Origin of the sequence: Stappia sp. 28M-7 (genome assembly GCF_014252955.1) — a bacterium.
GTDB lineage: Bacteria > Pseudomonadota > Alphaproteobacteria > Rhizobiales > Stappiaceae > Stappia.
In genome coordinates, this window is sequence record NZ_JACMIA010000001.1 from 2,339,676 (window position 1) to 2,355,359 (window position 15,684).

16 protein-coding genes and 1 tRNA gene are annotated in these 15,684 nt (G+C 66.9%); 4 read left to right on the forward strand and 13 right to left on the reverse strand.

Going from position 1 to position 15,684, the window contains the following annotated elements:
• Window positions 1-69 precede the first annotated feature (69 nt).
• The 5 genes from H7H34_RS10250 to H7H34_RS10270 all read right to left on the reverse strand — a co-directional run bounded on the left by H7H34_RS10250 (window position 70) and on the right by H7H34_RS10270 (window position 5,155).
• On the reverse strand, window positions 70-1,143 hold the full coding sequence (locus tag H7H34_RS10250; protein ID WP_185925136.1) for a DNA polymerase III subunit delta': 1,074 nt from the start codon (window positions 1,141-1,143) through the stop codon (window positions 70-72).
• A complete protein-coding gene (tmk, locus tag H7H34_RS10255; protein ID WP_185925137.1) occupies window positions 1,140-1,811 on the reverse strand; it encodes a dTMP kinase in 672 nt (223 codons plus the stop codon). The genes H7H34_RS10250 and tmk overlap by 4 nt, the downstream gene beginning before the upstream one ends.
• Window positions 1,804-2,988 (reverse strand): D-alanyl-D-alanine carboxypeptidase family protein, encoded by a 1,185-nt coding sequence (locus H7H34_RS10260; protein WP_185925138.1) that lies wholly within the window; start codon window positions 2,986-2,988, stop codon window positions 1,804-1,806. The genes tmk and H7H34_RS10260 overlap by 8 nt, the downstream gene beginning before the upstream one ends.
• A gap of 133 nt (window positions 2,989-3,121) precedes the next feature.
• Window positions 3,122-4,309 carry a septal ring lytic transglycosylase RlpA family protein gene (locus H7H34_RS10265; protein WP_120267980.1) on the reverse strand — a complete coding sequence of 396 codons (1,188 nt, stop codon included), beginning with the start codon at window positions 4,307-4,309 and terminating at the stop codon, window positions 3,122-3,124.
• A gap of 447 nt (window positions 4,310-4,756) precedes the next feature.
• The gene (locus tag H7H34_RS10270) at window positions 4,757-5,155 is read right to left on the reverse strand and encodes a hypothetical protein (RefSeq protein WP_185925139.1); all 399 of its coding nucleotides are present in this window, start codon (window positions 5,153-5,155) and stop codon (window positions 4,757-4,759) included.
• A gap of 561 nt (window positions 5,156-5,716) precedes the next feature.
• Between H7H34_RS10270 and H7H34_RS10275 the strand changes: the two genes are divergently transcribed.
• From H7H34_RS10275 to H7H34_RS10285, 3 genes are all read left to right on the forward strand, one after another.
• Window positions 5,717-5,806, forward strand: a tRNA-Ser gene (locus tag H7H34_RS10275).
• 16 nt (window positions 5,807-5,822) lie between these two features.
• Window positions 5,823-6,506 carry a hypothetical protein gene (locus H7H34_RS10280; protein WP_185925140.1) on the forward strand — a complete coding sequence of 228 codons (684 nt, stop codon included), beginning with the start codon at window positions 5,823-5,825 and terminating at the stop codon, window positions 6,504-6,506.
• A gap of 490 nt (window positions 6,507-6,996) precedes the next feature.
• Complete coding sequence (locus H7H34_RS10285) at window positions 6,997-7,710, forward strand: alanyl-tRNA editing protein (RefSeq protein WP_371811381.1); 714 nt, start codon at window positions 6,997-6,999, stop codon at window positions 7,708-7,710.
• Between the two features lie 27 nt (window positions 7,711-7,737).
• Here H7H34_RS10285 and H7H34_RS10290 read toward each other — a convergent pair whose 3' ends face one another.
• The 7 genes from H7H34_RS10290 to H7H34_RS10315 form a co-directional block, all read right to left on the reverse strand.
• Window positions 7,738-8,499, reverse strand: coding sequence for a glutaredoxin family protein (locus H7H34_RS10290; RefSeq protein WP_209006195.1), 762 nt, complete (start codon window positions 8,497-8,499; stop codon window positions 7,738-7,740).
• A gap of 112 nt (window positions 8,500-8,611) precedes the next feature.
• Window positions 8,612-9,016 carry a DUF1801 domain-containing protein gene (locus H7H34_RS10295; RefSeq protein ID WP_185925141.1) on the reverse strand — a complete coding sequence of 135 codons (405 nt, stop codon included), beginning with the start codon at window positions 9,014-9,016 and terminating at the stop codon, window positions 8,612-8,614.
• A 16-nt stretch (window positions 9,017-9,032) separates the two neighbouring features.
• Window positions 9,033-9,464 (reverse strand): DUF1801 domain-containing protein, encoded by a 432-nt coding sequence (locus tag H7H34_RS10300; RefSeq protein ID WP_245165035.1) that lies wholly within the window; start codon window positions 9,462-9,464, stop codon window positions 9,033-9,035.
• The gene (locus H7H34_RS23430) at window positions 9,464-9,697 is read right to left on the reverse strand and encodes a hypothetical protein (RefSeq protein WP_245165037.1); all 234 of its coding nucleotides are present in this window, start codon (window positions 9,695-9,697) and stop codon (window positions 9,464-9,466) included. Before H7H34_RS23430 ends, H7H34_RS10300 begins: the two co-directional genes overlap by 1 nt.
• 52 nt (window positions 9,698-9,749) lie before the next feature.
• The gene (locus tag H7H34_RS10305; RefSeq protein WP_185925143.1) at window positions 9,750-10,160 is read right to left on the reverse strand and encodes an SRPBCC family protein; all 411 of its coding nucleotides are present in this window, start codon (window positions 10,158-10,160) and stop codon (window positions 9,750-9,752) included.
• Window positions 10,157-10,492 carry an ArsR/SmtB family transcription factor gene (locus tag H7H34_RS10310; RefSeq protein WP_185925144.1) on the reverse strand — a complete coding sequence of 112 codons (336 nt, stop codon included), beginning with the start codon at window positions 10,490-10,492 and terminating at the stop codon, window positions 10,157-10,159. The genes H7H34_RS10305 and H7H34_RS10310 overlap by 4 nt, the downstream gene beginning before the upstream one ends.
• An 81-nt stretch (window positions 10,493-10,573) precedes the next feature.
• On the reverse strand, window positions 10,574-13,318 hold the full coding sequence (locus H7H34_RS10315) for an HAD-IC family P-type ATPase (RefSeq protein WP_185925145.1): 2,745 nt from the start codon (window positions 13,316-13,318) through the stop codon (window positions 10,574-10,576).
• Window positions 13,319-13,613: 295 nt separating this feature from the next.
• On the opposite strand from H7H34_RS10315, the gene H7H34_RS10320 reads away from it, so the two are divergent.
• Window positions 13,614-14,396 (forward strand): porin family protein, encoded by a 783-nt coding sequence (locus H7H34_RS10320; protein ID WP_185925146.1) that lies wholly within the window; start codon window positions 13,614-13,616, stop codon window positions 14,394-14,396.
• A gap of 13 nt (window positions 14,397-14,409) precedes the next feature.
• Here H7H34_RS10320 and H7H34_RS10325 read toward each other — a convergent pair whose 3' ends face one another.
• On the reverse strand, window positions 14,410-15,519 hold the full coding sequence (locus H7H34_RS10325; protein WP_185925147.1) for a fatty acid desaturase: 1,110 nt from the start codon (window positions 15,517-15,519) through the stop codon (window positions 14,410-14,412).
• Between the last annotated feature and the right edge of the window lie 165 nt (window positions 15,520-15,684).

Sequence of the window (15,684 nt, forward strand, 5' to 3'; positions counted from 1 at the left end):
TCAGAGGATCCGGATTACAGGTGGTGGCCCGAATGGGCGTTCCAGAAGTCGAGTGCGAGGCGGCGGGCGTCAAGCCCGCGCGGTTTCGGCAAGATCGCGCAAGGTGTTGAGCACGATCTGCTTCCTGTCGAGATTATAGGCATCCGCCTCGCGCGCGGCGCGGCTGGTCTTTTCCCATACCTCGCTCAGCCTGACAAGGCGCTGGAGCCCGCCCTGCCCTGCCTCGCCGAGCCGGGTATGCAGGTGGTCGGCCACAAGGTCCTGAAACAGGCTCCAGGCATCGTCCGCGCCGGTGCGCGAGACCTGGTCGGCAAGGTCGTGCGCAGCCGCCGCATCCAGCCGCGGAAGGCCTGCCATCAGCTTCGCGAAACTGTCGGCCAGCTCGATGGAATCGCCCGCCGCCAGCTTGATCGCCTTGCGCAGGCTGCCCTGCGCCAGATCCGCCGCCCTGCCCGCGATCCGGTCCGCCGGATCGGCAACGCCGAGTTCGCCGAGCCCCGCCAACACCTCCTCGCGCGACAGCGCGCGCATGTGGAGCATGCGGCAGCGCGAGCGGATCGTCGGCAGCAGCCGGCCCGGGGCATGGGACAGAACCAGAAACAGAGACCGCTTAGGTGGCTCTTCAAGAACCTTCAGCAAGGCATTGGCCGCGTTGACATTCATGTCATCGGCCGCATCGACGATACAGATCCGCCAGGAGCCTTCCGAGCCCGTAGATCCGAAGAACGGCACCGTGCGGCGGATCTCGTCCACCGTCAGGTCCTGCTTGATCTTGTCCTTGGCCTTGCGCTTGGGATCGTACGGCCGCCGCAGGTGCAGCAGCCCCGGATGGGCGCCCGCCGCGATCTTGCGAAAGTCCGGATGCCCGGCAGGGATCGCACAGTCCGGCGCCTCGGCGACGGCCGGGGTGGCCGGATCGGGATGCGCCAGCGCGAAGCGGGCGAAACGGAAGGCCAGCGTCGCCTTGCCGATGCCCTTGGGCCCGGCGAGGATCCATGCGTGATGCATGCGGCGGGAGCGGTAGGCCGACAGCAGCTCCGCTTCCGCCTCGTGGTGGCCGATCAAGCTGTCGCGCTCGCGCGGCAGCGGCACGTCCTCGATGGCATCGGCTTCCGTCAGCAGCGGATCGGCCAGGTCGTTCATGTGCGTGCGCCCTCGCCCTGCAGCAGGCGCGCGGAGACCGCCCGCCAGATCTCCTGTTCCACCTCGTCCTGCGTCTGCGTTCCGTCGATCACCAGGAACCGCTCCGGCTCGTTGGCGGCCAGCTCCAGGAAGAGTTGCCGGCGCCGGTCGTGCACGCTCGCCCCTTCCGTCTCGAAACGATCCGGCTGGGGCGCGCTGCCAGTGGCGCTGCGCGTCATCACCCGGGCCATGCCGACCTCGGCCGGCACGTCGATCAGCACCGTCAGGTCCGGCCGGCAGCCGGCCACGGCCAGAGCTTCGAGCCGGTCCAGGAACGCCGTGTCGACGCCGGATTCTCCCTGGTAGACGCGGGTGGAATCGGCAAAGCGGTCGCACAGCACCCAGTCGCCGCGCGACAGCGCCGGCTCGATGGTGGCGTCGACATGGTCGGCTCGCGCGGCGGCAAACATCATCGCCTCCATCTCCGGGCCGAGATCCTTGACCCGGCCGCCGAGCAGCAGCCGGCGGATGGTTTCTGCGCCCGGAGAGCCGCCCGGCTCGCGCGTCACCACCACCTTGACGCCCGCCCCTTCCAACCGCTTGCGCAGCCGGTCGATCTGGGTCGACTTGCCGGCCCCCTCGCCGCCCTCGAAGGTGACGAAATGCCCGCGCTCGCCAGGCTCATTCATCGAGCCACCATCCGAACAGGGTTTCCTTGACCACATCGGAGGCCCGGCTCGTCACCGTGCCGGCCTCGGACGCGCCGCCGGTCAGCAGCGGCGCCCGGTAGACGATATCGCTGTCCCTCAGGACCCGCAGCTCGCCGACTTCCGTGCCTGCCTGCACCGGCGCGGGCAGCGGGCCGCGATAGATCGCGCGCAGCCGATAGGCCCGGCGGTCGCCGCGCGGCAGCAGGATCTCGACATCCTCGCGCACCACCAGCGGCACCGCCCCCACCGTGCCGCCGAAGACGCGCGCCTCGGTCACCGTGTCGCCGGCGGAAAACAGCACCACATCCTCGAAGTCCTTCTCCAGACTGTCGAACAGGCGGCGCAGCGCCTCTTCGCGCCTGTCGGCATCGGGATATCCGGCAACGATGCCGATCAGCCGCCGGCCGCTGCGCTCGGCCGAAGCGACCGCGTTGTAGCCCGCCCCTTCGGCAAAGCCTGCCACCAGCCCGTCGACACCCGCGACCTCGCCGATCAACGGGTTCTTGTTGCGCTGGAAAATGCCGTTCCAGGTGAAATCGGGCGCGCTGAACAAGGCATAGCGGTCGTTGTGGCGGGTCAGCACATAGTCCGCCAGCCGGGCCATGTCCCGCGCGGTCACATAGGACTCGGCCGTCTCGTAGCCGGTCGGATTGGCGAACAGGCTCCCGGTCAGGCCGATTTCGGCGGCCTTGTCGTTCATCCGCGCGGCGAAGGCTTCCTCGCTGCCGGCGATTCCTTCCGCCAGCACGATGGCCGCATCATTGGCATTCTGGATGATCAGGCCGCGCAGCAGGTCGATCACCGGCACCTCGCTGCCCAGTCGGGCAAACATGGTGGTGACGCGGGCCGGCGCGCCGCCGCTGCGCCAGGCATGCTCGCTCACGGTGAAGACCGTTTCCTCGGTCAGTTCGCCGGCCGCCAGCGCATCGAGGACGACCGCCGCCGTCATCAGCTTTGCCGAGGAGCCGGGCTGATAGCGCACGGTCGGATTGCGGCTGGACAGCAGCGTGCCGGTGGTGATGTCGAGGAGCAGAGCGGAGGTGTTGTCGGGCGGGCTCGCGTCTTGCGCGCGGGCAGCCCCTGGAGGTGCGGCAAGGGCCAGGCCGAACGCCAGCAGCCCGGACGCGAGAACACGCGCCAGGTGCTGCCGCAGCACACCTGGGCGATTCCGTCTCCGCATTGCGGCAACAGCCGTCATTCCCTGCACTCCCCGTCCCGGCCCGATGTTCGCGCCATGGCGAAAACATACAGGCTCGAGCGGGTCAAGCCTACCTGTGCCTTGAGCTATTTCAGTCCGACTGGCGGGCGGCGAGCTCACGCGGCGACAGGCCCTGGTCGATCGCGTCGAAGGCGGCATAGGCACCCTCGATACGGGCCGTGGCCCGGTAGGACGAGATCGCGGACCCGCGGGAGAACGTGCTCGGCTGGCCGAGATAGGCCGGCCCCGGCGCCAGAACCGGCTCGGTCGCGACCGCCGGCACCGCCGGCTGCGCGTCTCCGCCATAGCTCATGACCGGCGTGGACGCCGTGCTGTCCTGCCCGGCGCTTGCCGGAACATTGCTCTCGAACGTGTTGAGCGAGGCGACCTGCACCGATGCCGCGCCGGATTCGAACGCGACCGCCGGGTCGAACGCGGCGGTGACCATCTGGCCGAAGCCGCCCGAGCCCGCGAGAACCGGCCCGTACGGACGGTTGCGCGGCAGCGGCGCGGGGCCGGAGACCGGCGCCGGGCTTGCGGCCGGAATATCGGCCTGGGCCAGCATCGTGCCCGGCATGGTGGCGCCCGGCTCGACGGAGCCCGGGCCACGATAGGAGGCCATCAGGAAGCTCTGGTCCTGCCCGTCCATGCGGGCCTTGCCCACATATTCCACCTTCACCTTGGCCACGCCCGCGCTCTTGAAGTCGAGCATGGTCGCGACCTTTTCGGACAGGTCGATGGTGCGGTTGCCGTGGAAGGGCCCGCGATCGTTGACGCGAACGATCATCGAGCGGCCGTTCTTCAGATTGGTCACGCGCGCATAGGAGGGAAGCGGCATCGTGGTGTGCGCTGCCGTCGGCGCGTTACGGTCGAAGACCTCGCCATTGGCGGTCATCCGTCCGTGGAAGGTCGGCCCGTACCAGGAGGCGAGACCGACGGAGGTGTAATTCGGATTGTCCTTCGGGTGGTACCACTTGCCGGCCACCTTGTAGGGCTTGCCGACCATGTAGCGGCCGCCGCCCTTGGGCACGGCCTGGTTGCCCGAAACGACGCGCGGGCTGGCCGCGACGCCGTACTTTTCTTCGCTGAACTTGACCTTCTTGCCCTTCGGGGCAGAACCGCAGGCGGCCAGCGCGAGGCACAGCGAGGAAACCGCCAGAATGCCGAGACTGCGCGAGGAAAGCAGGCGACCGGAATCCGGCGCCACGCTGCTGCGGGAGGAATTGGGGTCTGTGCTCAGGTGCCGGCGTTCTGCTGCCGGGGCCTTGCCATCGTTCATTCTGCCGCCCTACTCGATACCTGACCGGCGGTTTTCGCCCGGGGTTCCGGCTGGGACGAACCTTCTGTCCGCCTTGCCGCTCCTTCGGTCGACATCCTGCTGCCAGGCGGCCGACCGCGCGGGGTCCTTTGCCGCCATGTGCAGTGGACTTACAAGGTTAGGTGGAGCGACGCCCGTTTCAGGACTGCATGTCCGGGGGAGTCTGTCTCGTTCGCCTGCCTTGCGTGCCCTGCCGGTCGGACCCGTCTCGTTGCGATGCTGCCCCCCAATGGCGCATCACGACACGTGTACCATGCCGTCTCTTACTGCAAGGTGAAGACGCGGTCGACGTGCACGCATGTCGCAGCGCACGTTTTTCAACAACCTGTGGCGAAAGGGTCGCAGAATGACGTCGGGGAGGACGTGGTCGCGCCCTCCCCGAACCGTATTTTCAGTGATTGGAGCCGATTACTGGCCGATGCGGGCGCGCCCGGTCATGCCGTCGTCGCGGCGCCAGAAGAGCGTGTTGCCATCGCCCCTGGACAGGGTGAAGCAGAACTGCTTGCCGTCGTACCAGGCCTGCCACTTCTGGCAGAGCCGGTTGCCGCGCACCCACCAGCGCCCCTGGTCCTTCGGCTGCATGAAGCGGCCGAGCCCGACCGCATCGCCCGATCCGCTGACCTTGCCGTTGGTCTGATAATAGAGAGGAAACTCGCCGCCGAGCGGCACCTTCAGATAGATGCGCTTGCCGGCGACCGTGTTGCGGATTTCCTTTTCGGAAAGCTGCGCGCTGGCCAGCGCCGGCGTTGCGACGACGGCGACACTTGCGATCAGCGCGGCGAGCGCGCCTGCCTTGCGTAGCTGCATTGCTTGTCTCCCGGTCGAACCTTGGGGGAAAGCGGCCCCGTCGGGCCCGCTTGTCACTATGCAAGGAGTTACGCGCCTGCCCGCCCGCCGGATCAGCTGCACCGGGCTTTGCGCGCCCCGGCCGCCCCTTTCCGCCACCGAAAAAAGGCGATGCGACCATTTGTGATACGGGTCACATCCTCACCGGGAGCGCCGGACTACAACGGACCCATGGCGCGTGCCCCCGCGCCGGACGCCGAACAACGGCGCAGCCGCCGATCCGGTCCCTGCCTCGACCTTCCGGATCGGCGGCTTTTCTCTTTCTCCCCCGAAAGCCCCCCCCACCCGGCCTGTTTCCACAAGCCCCCGGCACCCAGCCTCAGCCGCGCATAGGCTCAAACGCCCTTGCCGCACCGGCCCCCGCCCTGACCGCAATCCGGTCAAGGCGCAGCAGCGGACGGCGACCGACAGCCTCCCGGGCGCTCGATCTCGCACCGCGCTCTTTCACATGAGGAAACGTCCGCCACCGCCCTCGCCTCGCCGCTTGACAAGCCGGCCCGCGAGGGCGAAACGAAGCGCAACGGAAGAGTGGCCGAGTGGTTTAAGGCAGCGGTCTTGAAAACCGCCGTACGGGAGACCGTACCGTGGGTTCGAATCCCACCTCTTCCGCCACTGCTAGGAGGGACTGATGCAGGAATTTTTTGCATGGTTCGTCGATGCGTTAGCCTCCAGAAATTGGCCGAAGATTATTCCAGCGCTGGCCGAAATCATTCGAACGACGGCACCAGTTTTCACTGTTCTCATCGCATATCAAGCGCTCAAAAATTGGAAGCGCCAAGATAAGGCCAAAAGAGAATCCGAGTTTTTGGATTCTCTCATCGAAGCAGCCCACACTTTTATCGCGGAAATGCCGAAGCCGGTTGTATTGCTGCAGATAGCAAAGATCGGCATGGACAGCCATACTCGTTCTTGGGAGGAAGGCGACGAGGACGAGAAAGCGATAGCTGGCGCAATTGCCTATATCGAGAAAAATGGAGAGCGTGACGGCAAACGCTTGTTGGATTGCTTGGAAGCAGTTCGACCGTCCGTTATCAAACTCCGCTCATTAGTTGCAAAAGGGCAAGTATTTGGCTTCGAAAACTATACATCTTGCCAAGATTCTGTGGCAATCTTGACTTGGAATTTTGACCGTCTCGAGGCTTTTACCGGAGTCATAGGTTCGCCATCATGGAACTGGCAAAATCCTGAAGTACGCGTACGCTTGAAGGATGCGATGAGGCTTGACCCGGACGAGATACGAAAGAGCATTCAAGACAACAACGTCACCCTGTTGACATTTGCCAGTAAAACATACGCCAGAATTTACGGCTAGCATAGCAGTGGACTTTATCGTGGGCGCTCCCCAACCCGGTTGCGCTCCCTCATGCTGAATAGGCCGTGCTCGTGCCACGGACGAAGCGCGCGGATAAACCCGCCTCCGCCCGTTCAGAAAAGCATATCGGCAAGAACTTCTGGAAGGACGGTCGCTTCCGGGTGACGACTATGGGGGCTGTTAAATTGGCACAAGGATCGCGCCCGACTGTTTTTGATGCTATTGCCATGTCATACTAGTCGGCCCTCTACGCGGGCCGTGATTTCATAGGATAATGCCGCAAACGTAGCCCTTGGTTTCGCTGCTTTTCGCCATGGCCCGCCAATTGCCATACGTGACGCGATATTGCCGCCGCTTGCCGCATTCCCGCTCCCCAGGAAACTCAAAATCGCGAAGGCCACGCCCCCCTGCCCCGCGCACGCCGCGCAACAAGCTGCCATCCCATCCGCCATCCGATATAAGACCCCAAGCCACCCACGGAGACGGACGCGTGAGATCGCAGCCCCTTTATCAGACGGACGCGAGTTTGCTCGTCCTGGAAACCTCGGCACTCGATGCCCGCCCCGGGGCCGTGCTTCTCGACAAGTGCATCGTCTTTCCCGGCGGCGGCGGGCAGCTTGCGGACCGCGCCACGCTCCGCTGGTCTCGCGGCGAGGCGGCGATCACCGCCGTCACGCCCGATGAACGGGGATGGTGGCATGCCTTCGATGGCGAGGAGGAGCCGGACGGTCCCTTGCAGGTCCAGGTGGAGCCTCAGTTCCGCCGCCTGATGTGCGAACTGCACACCCTCGCCCATATCGCCAACAGCGTCGTCTTCCGCGAGTTCAACGGCGCGTTGCTGACCGGCGCCCAGCTGTCGGACGACGAGACGTTCCGGTTGGATTTCGATCTTCCGGGCTCGGATGCGGCACGGCTGCGCGAGCTGGCGGATCCCATCAACGAGGTGATCCGGGCCGATCTACCGGTGCGGGCCTTCCTGATGCCGTGGGACGAGGCCAATGCCGTTCCCGGACTGTTTCGCAGCAAGGCCGTCTCGCCGCCCCGCCAGGACGACGGCAACGTCCGGATCGTGGAGATCGGCGAGATCGACCGGCAGGGCTGCGGCGGCACGCATCTGGCCTCGACCGGGCTCGCCCGGCCGGTGCGCGTGCTGAAAGTCGACAACAATGGCCGGCAGAATCGGCGCGTGAAGATCGGTTTCTAGCCACTAGCGCGCACGGCCTGCGCTCCCTCAGCCCAGCCACAGCGCCTTGAGCGGCATCCACAGGCCCATGGCGATCATCATCAGGTTCTCGGTCAGCGAGACGAAGCCGAGCGGCACGTTGCTCGCCCCGCCGACGCAGGCGCATTTCAGCTCCCGCCGGTCGATATAGACCGCCTTGAACACCGAGACCGCGCCGACCGTGCCGATGAACAGCGCCACCGGCGCTGCGATCCACAGCAGCGCGCCGGCGATCATCAGCACGCCGGCCAGCGCCTCGCCGAAGGGATAGAGCCGGCCGTAGGGCACCCAGCGGCGGGCCAGCAGGTCGTAGTTCAGGAACATGGTCGAGAAGCTCTCCACGTCCTGCAGCTTCTGGATGGCGAGAATGCACATGCTGATCGCGACGAACCACTCGAAGGCGCGCAACGTCAGGACCGAGCCGAAGGCCGCCCAGCTGGCGGCCAGCGCCATCAGCAGCGCCATGGCGAAGATCGCGATCACCGGGCGATAGCTGGTCGCGTCCTCATCCGGAACGCTCTCGCCGAAATAGCGGCGCAGCTCCTCGTGCCCGCCGATCCGCTTCCCGTCGATGAAGGTCTGCGGCGTCGTGTCCACCTCGTGCTCGCGCTTGAACCGGTCGGTCTCCTCGCGTGAGGCGAGATGATGGTCCTCGACGGTGAAGCCGTGCCGCTCCAGAAGGTCCTTGGACTTCAGCCCGTAAGGGCAGATGTGGTCCGGCATCACCATCCGGTAGAGCGTGGCGCGTTTGTGCTCCTCAGCGGCTGTCATGGCGCGGTCTCCCCTTGGTGTCGGCGGGCGAGACGAACGCCCGCCCTCCCTTACCCAACGGGCTGGGCGGAAAGTGGTTCCGCGACAGATCGGTGAGCGGCCGCGCTCCGCCTCAGCGCTTGGCGGGCTTCTTCTGCGCGTTCAGCCCGGCTGCCGCCTTGATCAGCGCCGTAAAGGCCGCCTCGTCCAGGTCCTCGCCCTCGTGGAGATCGATGGCACGGCGGGCATTGCCGTCGAGGCTGGCGTTGAAGAGACCTGCCGGATCCTCCAGCGCCGCCCCCTTGGGAAAGGTCAGCTTGACCTTGTCCTTGTAGGTTTCGCCGGTGCACAGGATGCCGGCACGCGACCACACGGGCACGCCGCGCCACTTCCATTCCTCCACCGTTTCCGGCTCGGCCTTGAGGATCAGCGCCCGCGCCCGCGCCAGCATCTCCCCGCGCCAGTCGCCCAGCTCGCGGATCCGCGCATCGATCAGCGCAGAAGCCTCATCCGGCGCCATCGTCTCGCTCTTCGTCATCGCAGTATCTCGTCTCTCATGGTGTCCAGCCGGGCAGCTTCGCCGCCTGCGCTATCCAGCTCGCCAGCTGCGCCTCGTCCAGTTCCTCGCCCTCGTTCAGGTGGACGTAGCGGGTGTTCTCGTCCTTGGAGGCGACCGGCGGCAGCGGATCGAGCTCCGCACCGCGGAAGAAGGCGAGCTTGATGTATCTGGTGAAGCCGTGGACGCCCAGGAACCAGCCCTGCCCCTCCACGCCATAGAGCGGCGAGTTCCATTTCACCGCCTTGCGCACGTCCGGCACGGTGCGCTCGATGAGCGCGTCGAGCTGCCGGCCGACCTCGCTTTTCCAGCCGGGCATTGCCGCGATATAGGCCTGCACGGGTTCGTCGCCCTCTCCCTTGGGGATCTGCGGATTGCCGCCGGTCAGCAAGACCGGTTCCTTGGACGTCTCGCGCTTTCCGGCGGCCATCACGCCTGCTCTCGCCAGTGCGCGTTTTCGCCCGCAGTCCGGCTGTTCACCCACGGCAGGGCGAACAGCCAGAGCCCCGTCAGCATCAGCGGGATCAAGGGCACCAGCGCCAGAACGCCGACCCAGACGGAGGGCGTACCGGCGAGGTTCGTCGCGATATTGGCCAGCACGGCCAGGGTAAAGGCGAGCGACAGCCAGCGATGCAGCTGCCGGATCCATCCGTTGCGGGTCATGGCATGGTGCTCCGGTCTAGAGGCAAGGATAGGGGGGCGAGACTTCAGACCGTCACTGCAGCCGCTGAACGACCTCTTCCAGCTTGTCGAGGAAGCGCGGCCAGCCGGCGGTCGCCCCGCCGAAATAGCGCGGCTGGTCGCGGCGGAAGCCGGTCTGTTCCAGCCGCAGCTGCGTCCCGCTGCCGGTGGGGGTCAGCGTCCAGGTGACGATGCTTTTCAGATCGTGATCGCCCCAGCTATAGGCGAGCAGGTGCGGCGGCTCGATATCCAGCACTTCGCAGTCGACCGCCCCCCAGTCGGCGCGAAAGCCGAAACGGTGGCCGATGGCCGGGCGGAAGTCCCCCTTCATCAGCCATTCCTCGATGAGATGCGGTTCGGTCAGCGCGCGCCAGATCTTTTCCGGCGGATGGGAGATGTGGCGTTCCACCACCACCGACAGCGTATCGTCCTGCGTCTGCGTCACTGATCCATCCTTCCCAGCAGGTCTTCCAGGGCGTCGAACCGGGCTTCCCAGAAGCCGGTCATGCGCCGGGTCCAGTCGGCCAGCGGGGCAAGGGCGGATGCATCGGCGCTGTAGTGGGTCTGGCGCCCCGCCTGCCGGTCCCGCACCAGCCCGGCCTGCTTCAGAACGGAAAGATGCTTGGAAACGGCGGGCTGGGAGACCCCGGCCTGCGCGGTCAGCGCGCCGACGGTCTGCTCGCCCTCGCGGCAAAGGCGTTCGAAGATCGCCCTGCGCGTCGGGTCGGCGAGCGAGCGGAACAGGATGTCCTGCGATATGTCTTGAGCGTCCGTCATAAACTCATAACCCTGTGGCTATGGGTTTAATTCATAACCATCCGATTATGCGTTCGTCAAGTCCCGTCGTCCGCGCGGTTCTCAGCCCGGTTGCGCCTCGGGGCGGCGGAACACCAGCCGCAGCTGCTTCTCGATCTCGATCAGCGCGAAGAACACCGCCCCCACCGCCACGATCAGCACGCCGTCGAAGAACGGCACCGCCGTCGTGCCGAATACCGCCTGCAGCGGCGGCAGGTAGGTGATGGCGAACTGCGCCAGCGTGATCACGACCACGCAGGCCCAGATCATCGGCGTGCCCTTCACTGCCTTCCAGGTCAGCGAGGTGCCGTAGATGTTGCGGATGAAGAACAGGTGGAAGATCTCCAGCACCACCAGCGTGTTGAGCGCCATGGTGCGCGCCAGCTCCGGCGAGTGGCCCCGGTCGGTCGCGTAGAAGTAGATGCCGAAGACCGCCGCCAGGAACAGGCCCGAGACCAGCAGGATATGCCACAGCAGCTCGCCGCCGAGGATCGGCTGGTGGCGCGGGCGCGGCCGGCGGCGCATCGTGTCCTCCTCCGTCGGCTCGAAGGCGAGCGCAAGACCCAGCGTGACGGCGGTAATCAGGTTGACCCACAGGATCTGCACCGCCGTGATCGGCAGCGCCATGCCCAGCAGCAGCGCCAGGGCGACGGTCAGCGATTCGCCGCCGCTCGTCGGCAGCGTCCAGCTCAGCACCTTCTTGATGTTGTCGTAGACGGTCCGTCCCTCGCGCACGGCCGCCGCGATGGAGGCGAAATTGTCGTCGGCCAGCACCAGGTCGGCCGCCTCCTTCGCCGCCTCGCTGCCCTTGCGGCCCATGGCGATGCCCGCATCGGCGCGTTTCAGGGCCGGCGCATCGTTGACGCCGTCGCCGGTCATCGCGACGGTCAGGCCGCGTGCCTGCAGCGCGGTGACCAGCCGCAGCTTGTGCTCGGGGCTGGTGCGGGCGAAAATGTCGGTTTCCACCACCTGCGCCGAAAGCTCCGCATCGTCCATCGCGTCGAGATCGTTGCCGGTCAGCACCCGGTTCGGGTTCGTCAGGCCGATCTGCCGACCGATGGCCGCTGCCGTGCCGGCATGGTCGCCGGTGATCATCTTTACCCGGATGCCCGCGCCGTGGCACTCGGCGACGGCGGCGACCGCCTCCGGCCGGGGCGGGTCGATCAGCCCGATCAGGCCGAGCATGACGAGCCGGCCGGCCAGGTCCTCCTTGTGCAGCACGCCGGGGTCGCCCCCGTGCTCGCCGCCCGTTTGCGGGTCTTCGTCGACGGTGGCAAGCGCCAGCACCCGCTGGCCCTTCTCCGCGATCGCGTCCATCTCGCGGGTCCAGAAGTCCTTGTCCAGCGGCTCGGTTCCCCCTTGCAGGTTGCGCTGCCCCGCGCACATGGCCAGCACCTGTTCAGGCGCGCCCTTGACGTGGAGCTCCGCCCGCCCGTCCGGGCCGCGATGGCGCACCGCCATGTAGCGATGGGCCGCGTCGAAGGGGATTTCGGCGAGCCTCTGGTGAGCGGCGAAGGGCTCGTGCCCGTCGCCGGAGATCTTGGCGGCCAGCGCCACCAGCGCGCCTTCCATCGGGTCGCCCTCGGTGCGCCAGCCCTCGTCATGGGGATGCAGCGCGGCGTCGTTGCACAGCGCCGCGGCCCGCGCGATCTCCATCAGGACGGCGTGTTCCCCGGCTCCGATCTCCTGGTCGTCGAGCCGCAGCGTGCCGTTCGGCGAGTAGCCCTCGCCGGTCACCGCAAACAGGTGACGGGAGGTGGCGACGGTCGCCGCCAGCATTTCGTTGCGGGTCAACGTGCCGGTCTTGTCGGAACAGATCACCGAGACCGAACCGAGCGTCTCGATCGCCGGCAGCCGGCGGACGATGGCATGGCGCCGGGCCATGGCCTGCACGCCGACCGCCAGCGTGATCGTCAGCACCGCCGGCAGGCCTTCGGGGATCGCGGCGACCGACAGGCCGACGACCGCCATGAACAGCTCGCCGAAGGGCATGTGCACCACATAGTAGCCCCAGGCGAGCAGCAGGCCGGCGATCAGCAGGATCAGCAGCGTCAGCCAGCGGGCGAAGCTGTCGAGCTGGCGGATCAGCGGCGTCGTCAGCGTCTCCACCGAGGACAGCAACCCGCTGATGCGGCCGATCTGCGTGTCCGGGCCGGTGGCCACGGCCACCCCTCGCCCGGTGCCTGCGGTGACCAGCGTGCCGCTATAGGCCATGCCGTGCCGGTCTCCCAGCGGCGCCTCGCCCGCCACGGCCCGCGTTTCCTTCTCCGACGGCACGGATTCGCCCGTCAGCAGCGCCTCGTCGATCCGCAGGCCCGCCGTCTCCAGCAGCCGCAGGTCCGCCGGCACTCGTTCGCCCGCCTCCAGCAGCACGATGTCGCCGGGCACGATCTCGGCACTGGCGATGCCCTTGCGCCGCCCGCCGCGCAGGACCGAACTGTGCGGCGCCAGCATGTCGCGGATGGCGTCCATCGCCTGTTCGGCCCGCCCCTCCTGGATGAAGCCGATCACCGCATTGACGACCACCACCGCCGCGATGACGCCTGTGTCGACATAATGGCCGAGCAGCGCGGTCACCGCCGCCGCCCCGATCAGCACATAGATCAGCACATTGTGGAACTGGCTTAGCAGGCGTACCAGCGCCCCGCGCCGGGGCGCTTCAGGAAGCCGGTTCTCTCCGTATTTCGCCAGCCGGTCGGCCGCCTCCCGGTCGGAAAGGCCCGTCGGCAGGGCCTCCAGCGCGGCCAGGACGCGCGCGCCCTCGCGCGCATGGGCTTCGCTGATGTCGCGCTCGTGTGTCCGGGTCATGAAGTGTCTATTCCTGATCGCTGGGGGAGGCTCGCAAGGAGCCTGCAGGCGCGCCGACAATGTGGGATACCCTTCATCACCGGCCTAGTCAGGGAAACACCTAGGATTGTATCCGCCCCCGCGTCCGACCGGTTCTCGCGATGCGCCGCTGCCGCCGAGGATAAGTCATTTGCCGCCCGGATTGCGAATTGACGCAGCCGCCCTGCCGGCCGAGGCTCGCGGAGAACGGGTATCGGCCCGAACCTGCGCGCATGTCGGCAGGCCGATGGCTCTCCAGATCACAAGGGAAAGGCCCATGACCGCCTCAACGGACCGCCCAGCCTCGTCGCGCCTGCTGTCGGCAGCGGCCGCCCTTGCCCTCGGCGCGGGCCTGCTTCCGGCGGCCGGTGCCCAGGCCCAGGAGGGCTGGCGGTTCCAGATCACCCCCTACGCATGGGCTCCCTCGCTGTCCGGCAACATCCGCCCGCGTCCCGCCCTGCCGACGGCCTCCTTCGACCGTCCCTTCAGCGACATTCTCGAAAATCTCGACGGCGCCTTCTTCCTCAGCGGCACCGCCCGTTACGACCGCTTCGTGGTCTTCGGCGATTTCACGTGGTCGGCCGTCAGCGAACAGGACCGTATCGCCCTGCCCTTCGCCCCCTTCGGCTTCGATGTGCACGGTCAGGTCCGCCAGCTTTCGGCGACGCTCACCGGAGGTTATTCGGTGGTCGATCGGCCGGAATTCACGCTCGATCTGATGGCCGGCGCGCGCCTTTGGTATCTGGATGCCAGCGTCAACATCCAGGCGGCGGGCCTTGCCGCCAACCAGAGCGACACCTGGCTCGATCCGGTGGTGGCCGCGCGGGCGCGGTGGCAATTCGCGCCCGACTGGTCGGTGATCGGGTATGCCGATTTCGGCGGCTTCGGCGCCGGTTCGCAGCTGACATGGCAGGCGGTCGGCACGCTCAACTACCGCGTCACCGACAACGTGTTCGTCTCCGCCGGCTACCGCCACATGGGCCTGGACTACGACCGGGGCGGCATGCGGCTTGACATCGACATGAGCGGCCCGCTCGCCGGCGTCACCTACCGCTTCTGAAAAAGGCGCAACGTCAGGAGGTGCCGGCGCGCGGGCAGCGCAGCTCCTGCTCCTCGCCCTGCAGCGGGTTGCGCCGGGACGTGGCGAAATCGCGCCGCACATGGTCCCACCAGCAGCCGAGATAGGAGCGGTCCGAGCGCGCCGTGAAGGCCTCGGGCGCCGTCTTGGTCAGCTCCGGCAGGCGGGTCCAGGGCACGTTCGGAAACGTGTGGTGCTCGTTGTGATAGCCGGTGTTGAAGAACAGCCGGTTGACCCAGCCATAGGTGGAGCGCGTCGGCACCTCCTCGTTGTCGCCCGGATGCTCGCTCAGGGACTGGCCGAGGTTGGAGATGCCGCATTTGCCGAGGAAGATCGACAGCGCCCAGTTGTGATAGAGCCAGCCCAGCCAGCCAAAGGCGGCCAGCAGCACCAGGTTGACGCCGATGGACCAGCCGATGAACAGCCGCCGCTGCCACGCGGGCGCGCGGGTGGAGCCGATATGGCGCTGGCGGTCGCGCGACACCCGGCCCGTCAGCCGCTCGTAGAGCCGCGGAAAGATCTCGTCCGAGATGATGAAGCCGAACGGCAGCAGGTGGACGACCAGCGTCGCCACCGTCAGCACCCGCTGCAGGCGGGGCTGCCCCTCCACCAGCATTTCCCGCGCCTTGAAGGCGCACAGGTCCTCGTGCTCGTAGTCGCGTTCGTAGTCGCCCATGTAGGGGTGATGGCTCGACAGGTGCTCGTGCTGGTAGGTCAGCTGCTTGCCGAAGGATCCGAGGATCGTTTCCAGCCCCAGGTCGAAGGCGAGCTTCGCCTTTTCGCCGCGAAAGATCAGCCGATGCGCGGTCTCGTGCACCAGCGCACCGGCCGCATGGATGACGAACTGGCCGAGGAAGAAGGCTGCGAGAAACACGACCAGCAGGTTGCTGTCCGAGACGGCCCAGGCGATGCCCCAGTGCAGCGCCAGCAGCACCGGCACGAACAGCGCCGTGCGCCAGTCGGGCCCCGACAGGGCGCGCAACTGCGGATGAGCGCGCAGGATATCCTTGCGCATCTGCAGGTGGCGGCGCGACTGCGGCGAGATCGGGCCGTTGCCGTTGGAGGGCGTGTCGCCGGGAAAAACCGATGTCTCGATGCTGCTCATGGGACCGGAATGGAAAGGCCTTTGGAAGTCATTCGCAGCAAGCCGCCTGACGAACGAACAGTCAAACGGAATCTGCCACATTCCTGCCATCAGGAAAACTGACGCTGACTTTGTAAGATCCTTCGACCGGCCGCAATCGGTCCCGTTTCGTGAAAATTGGAAGAA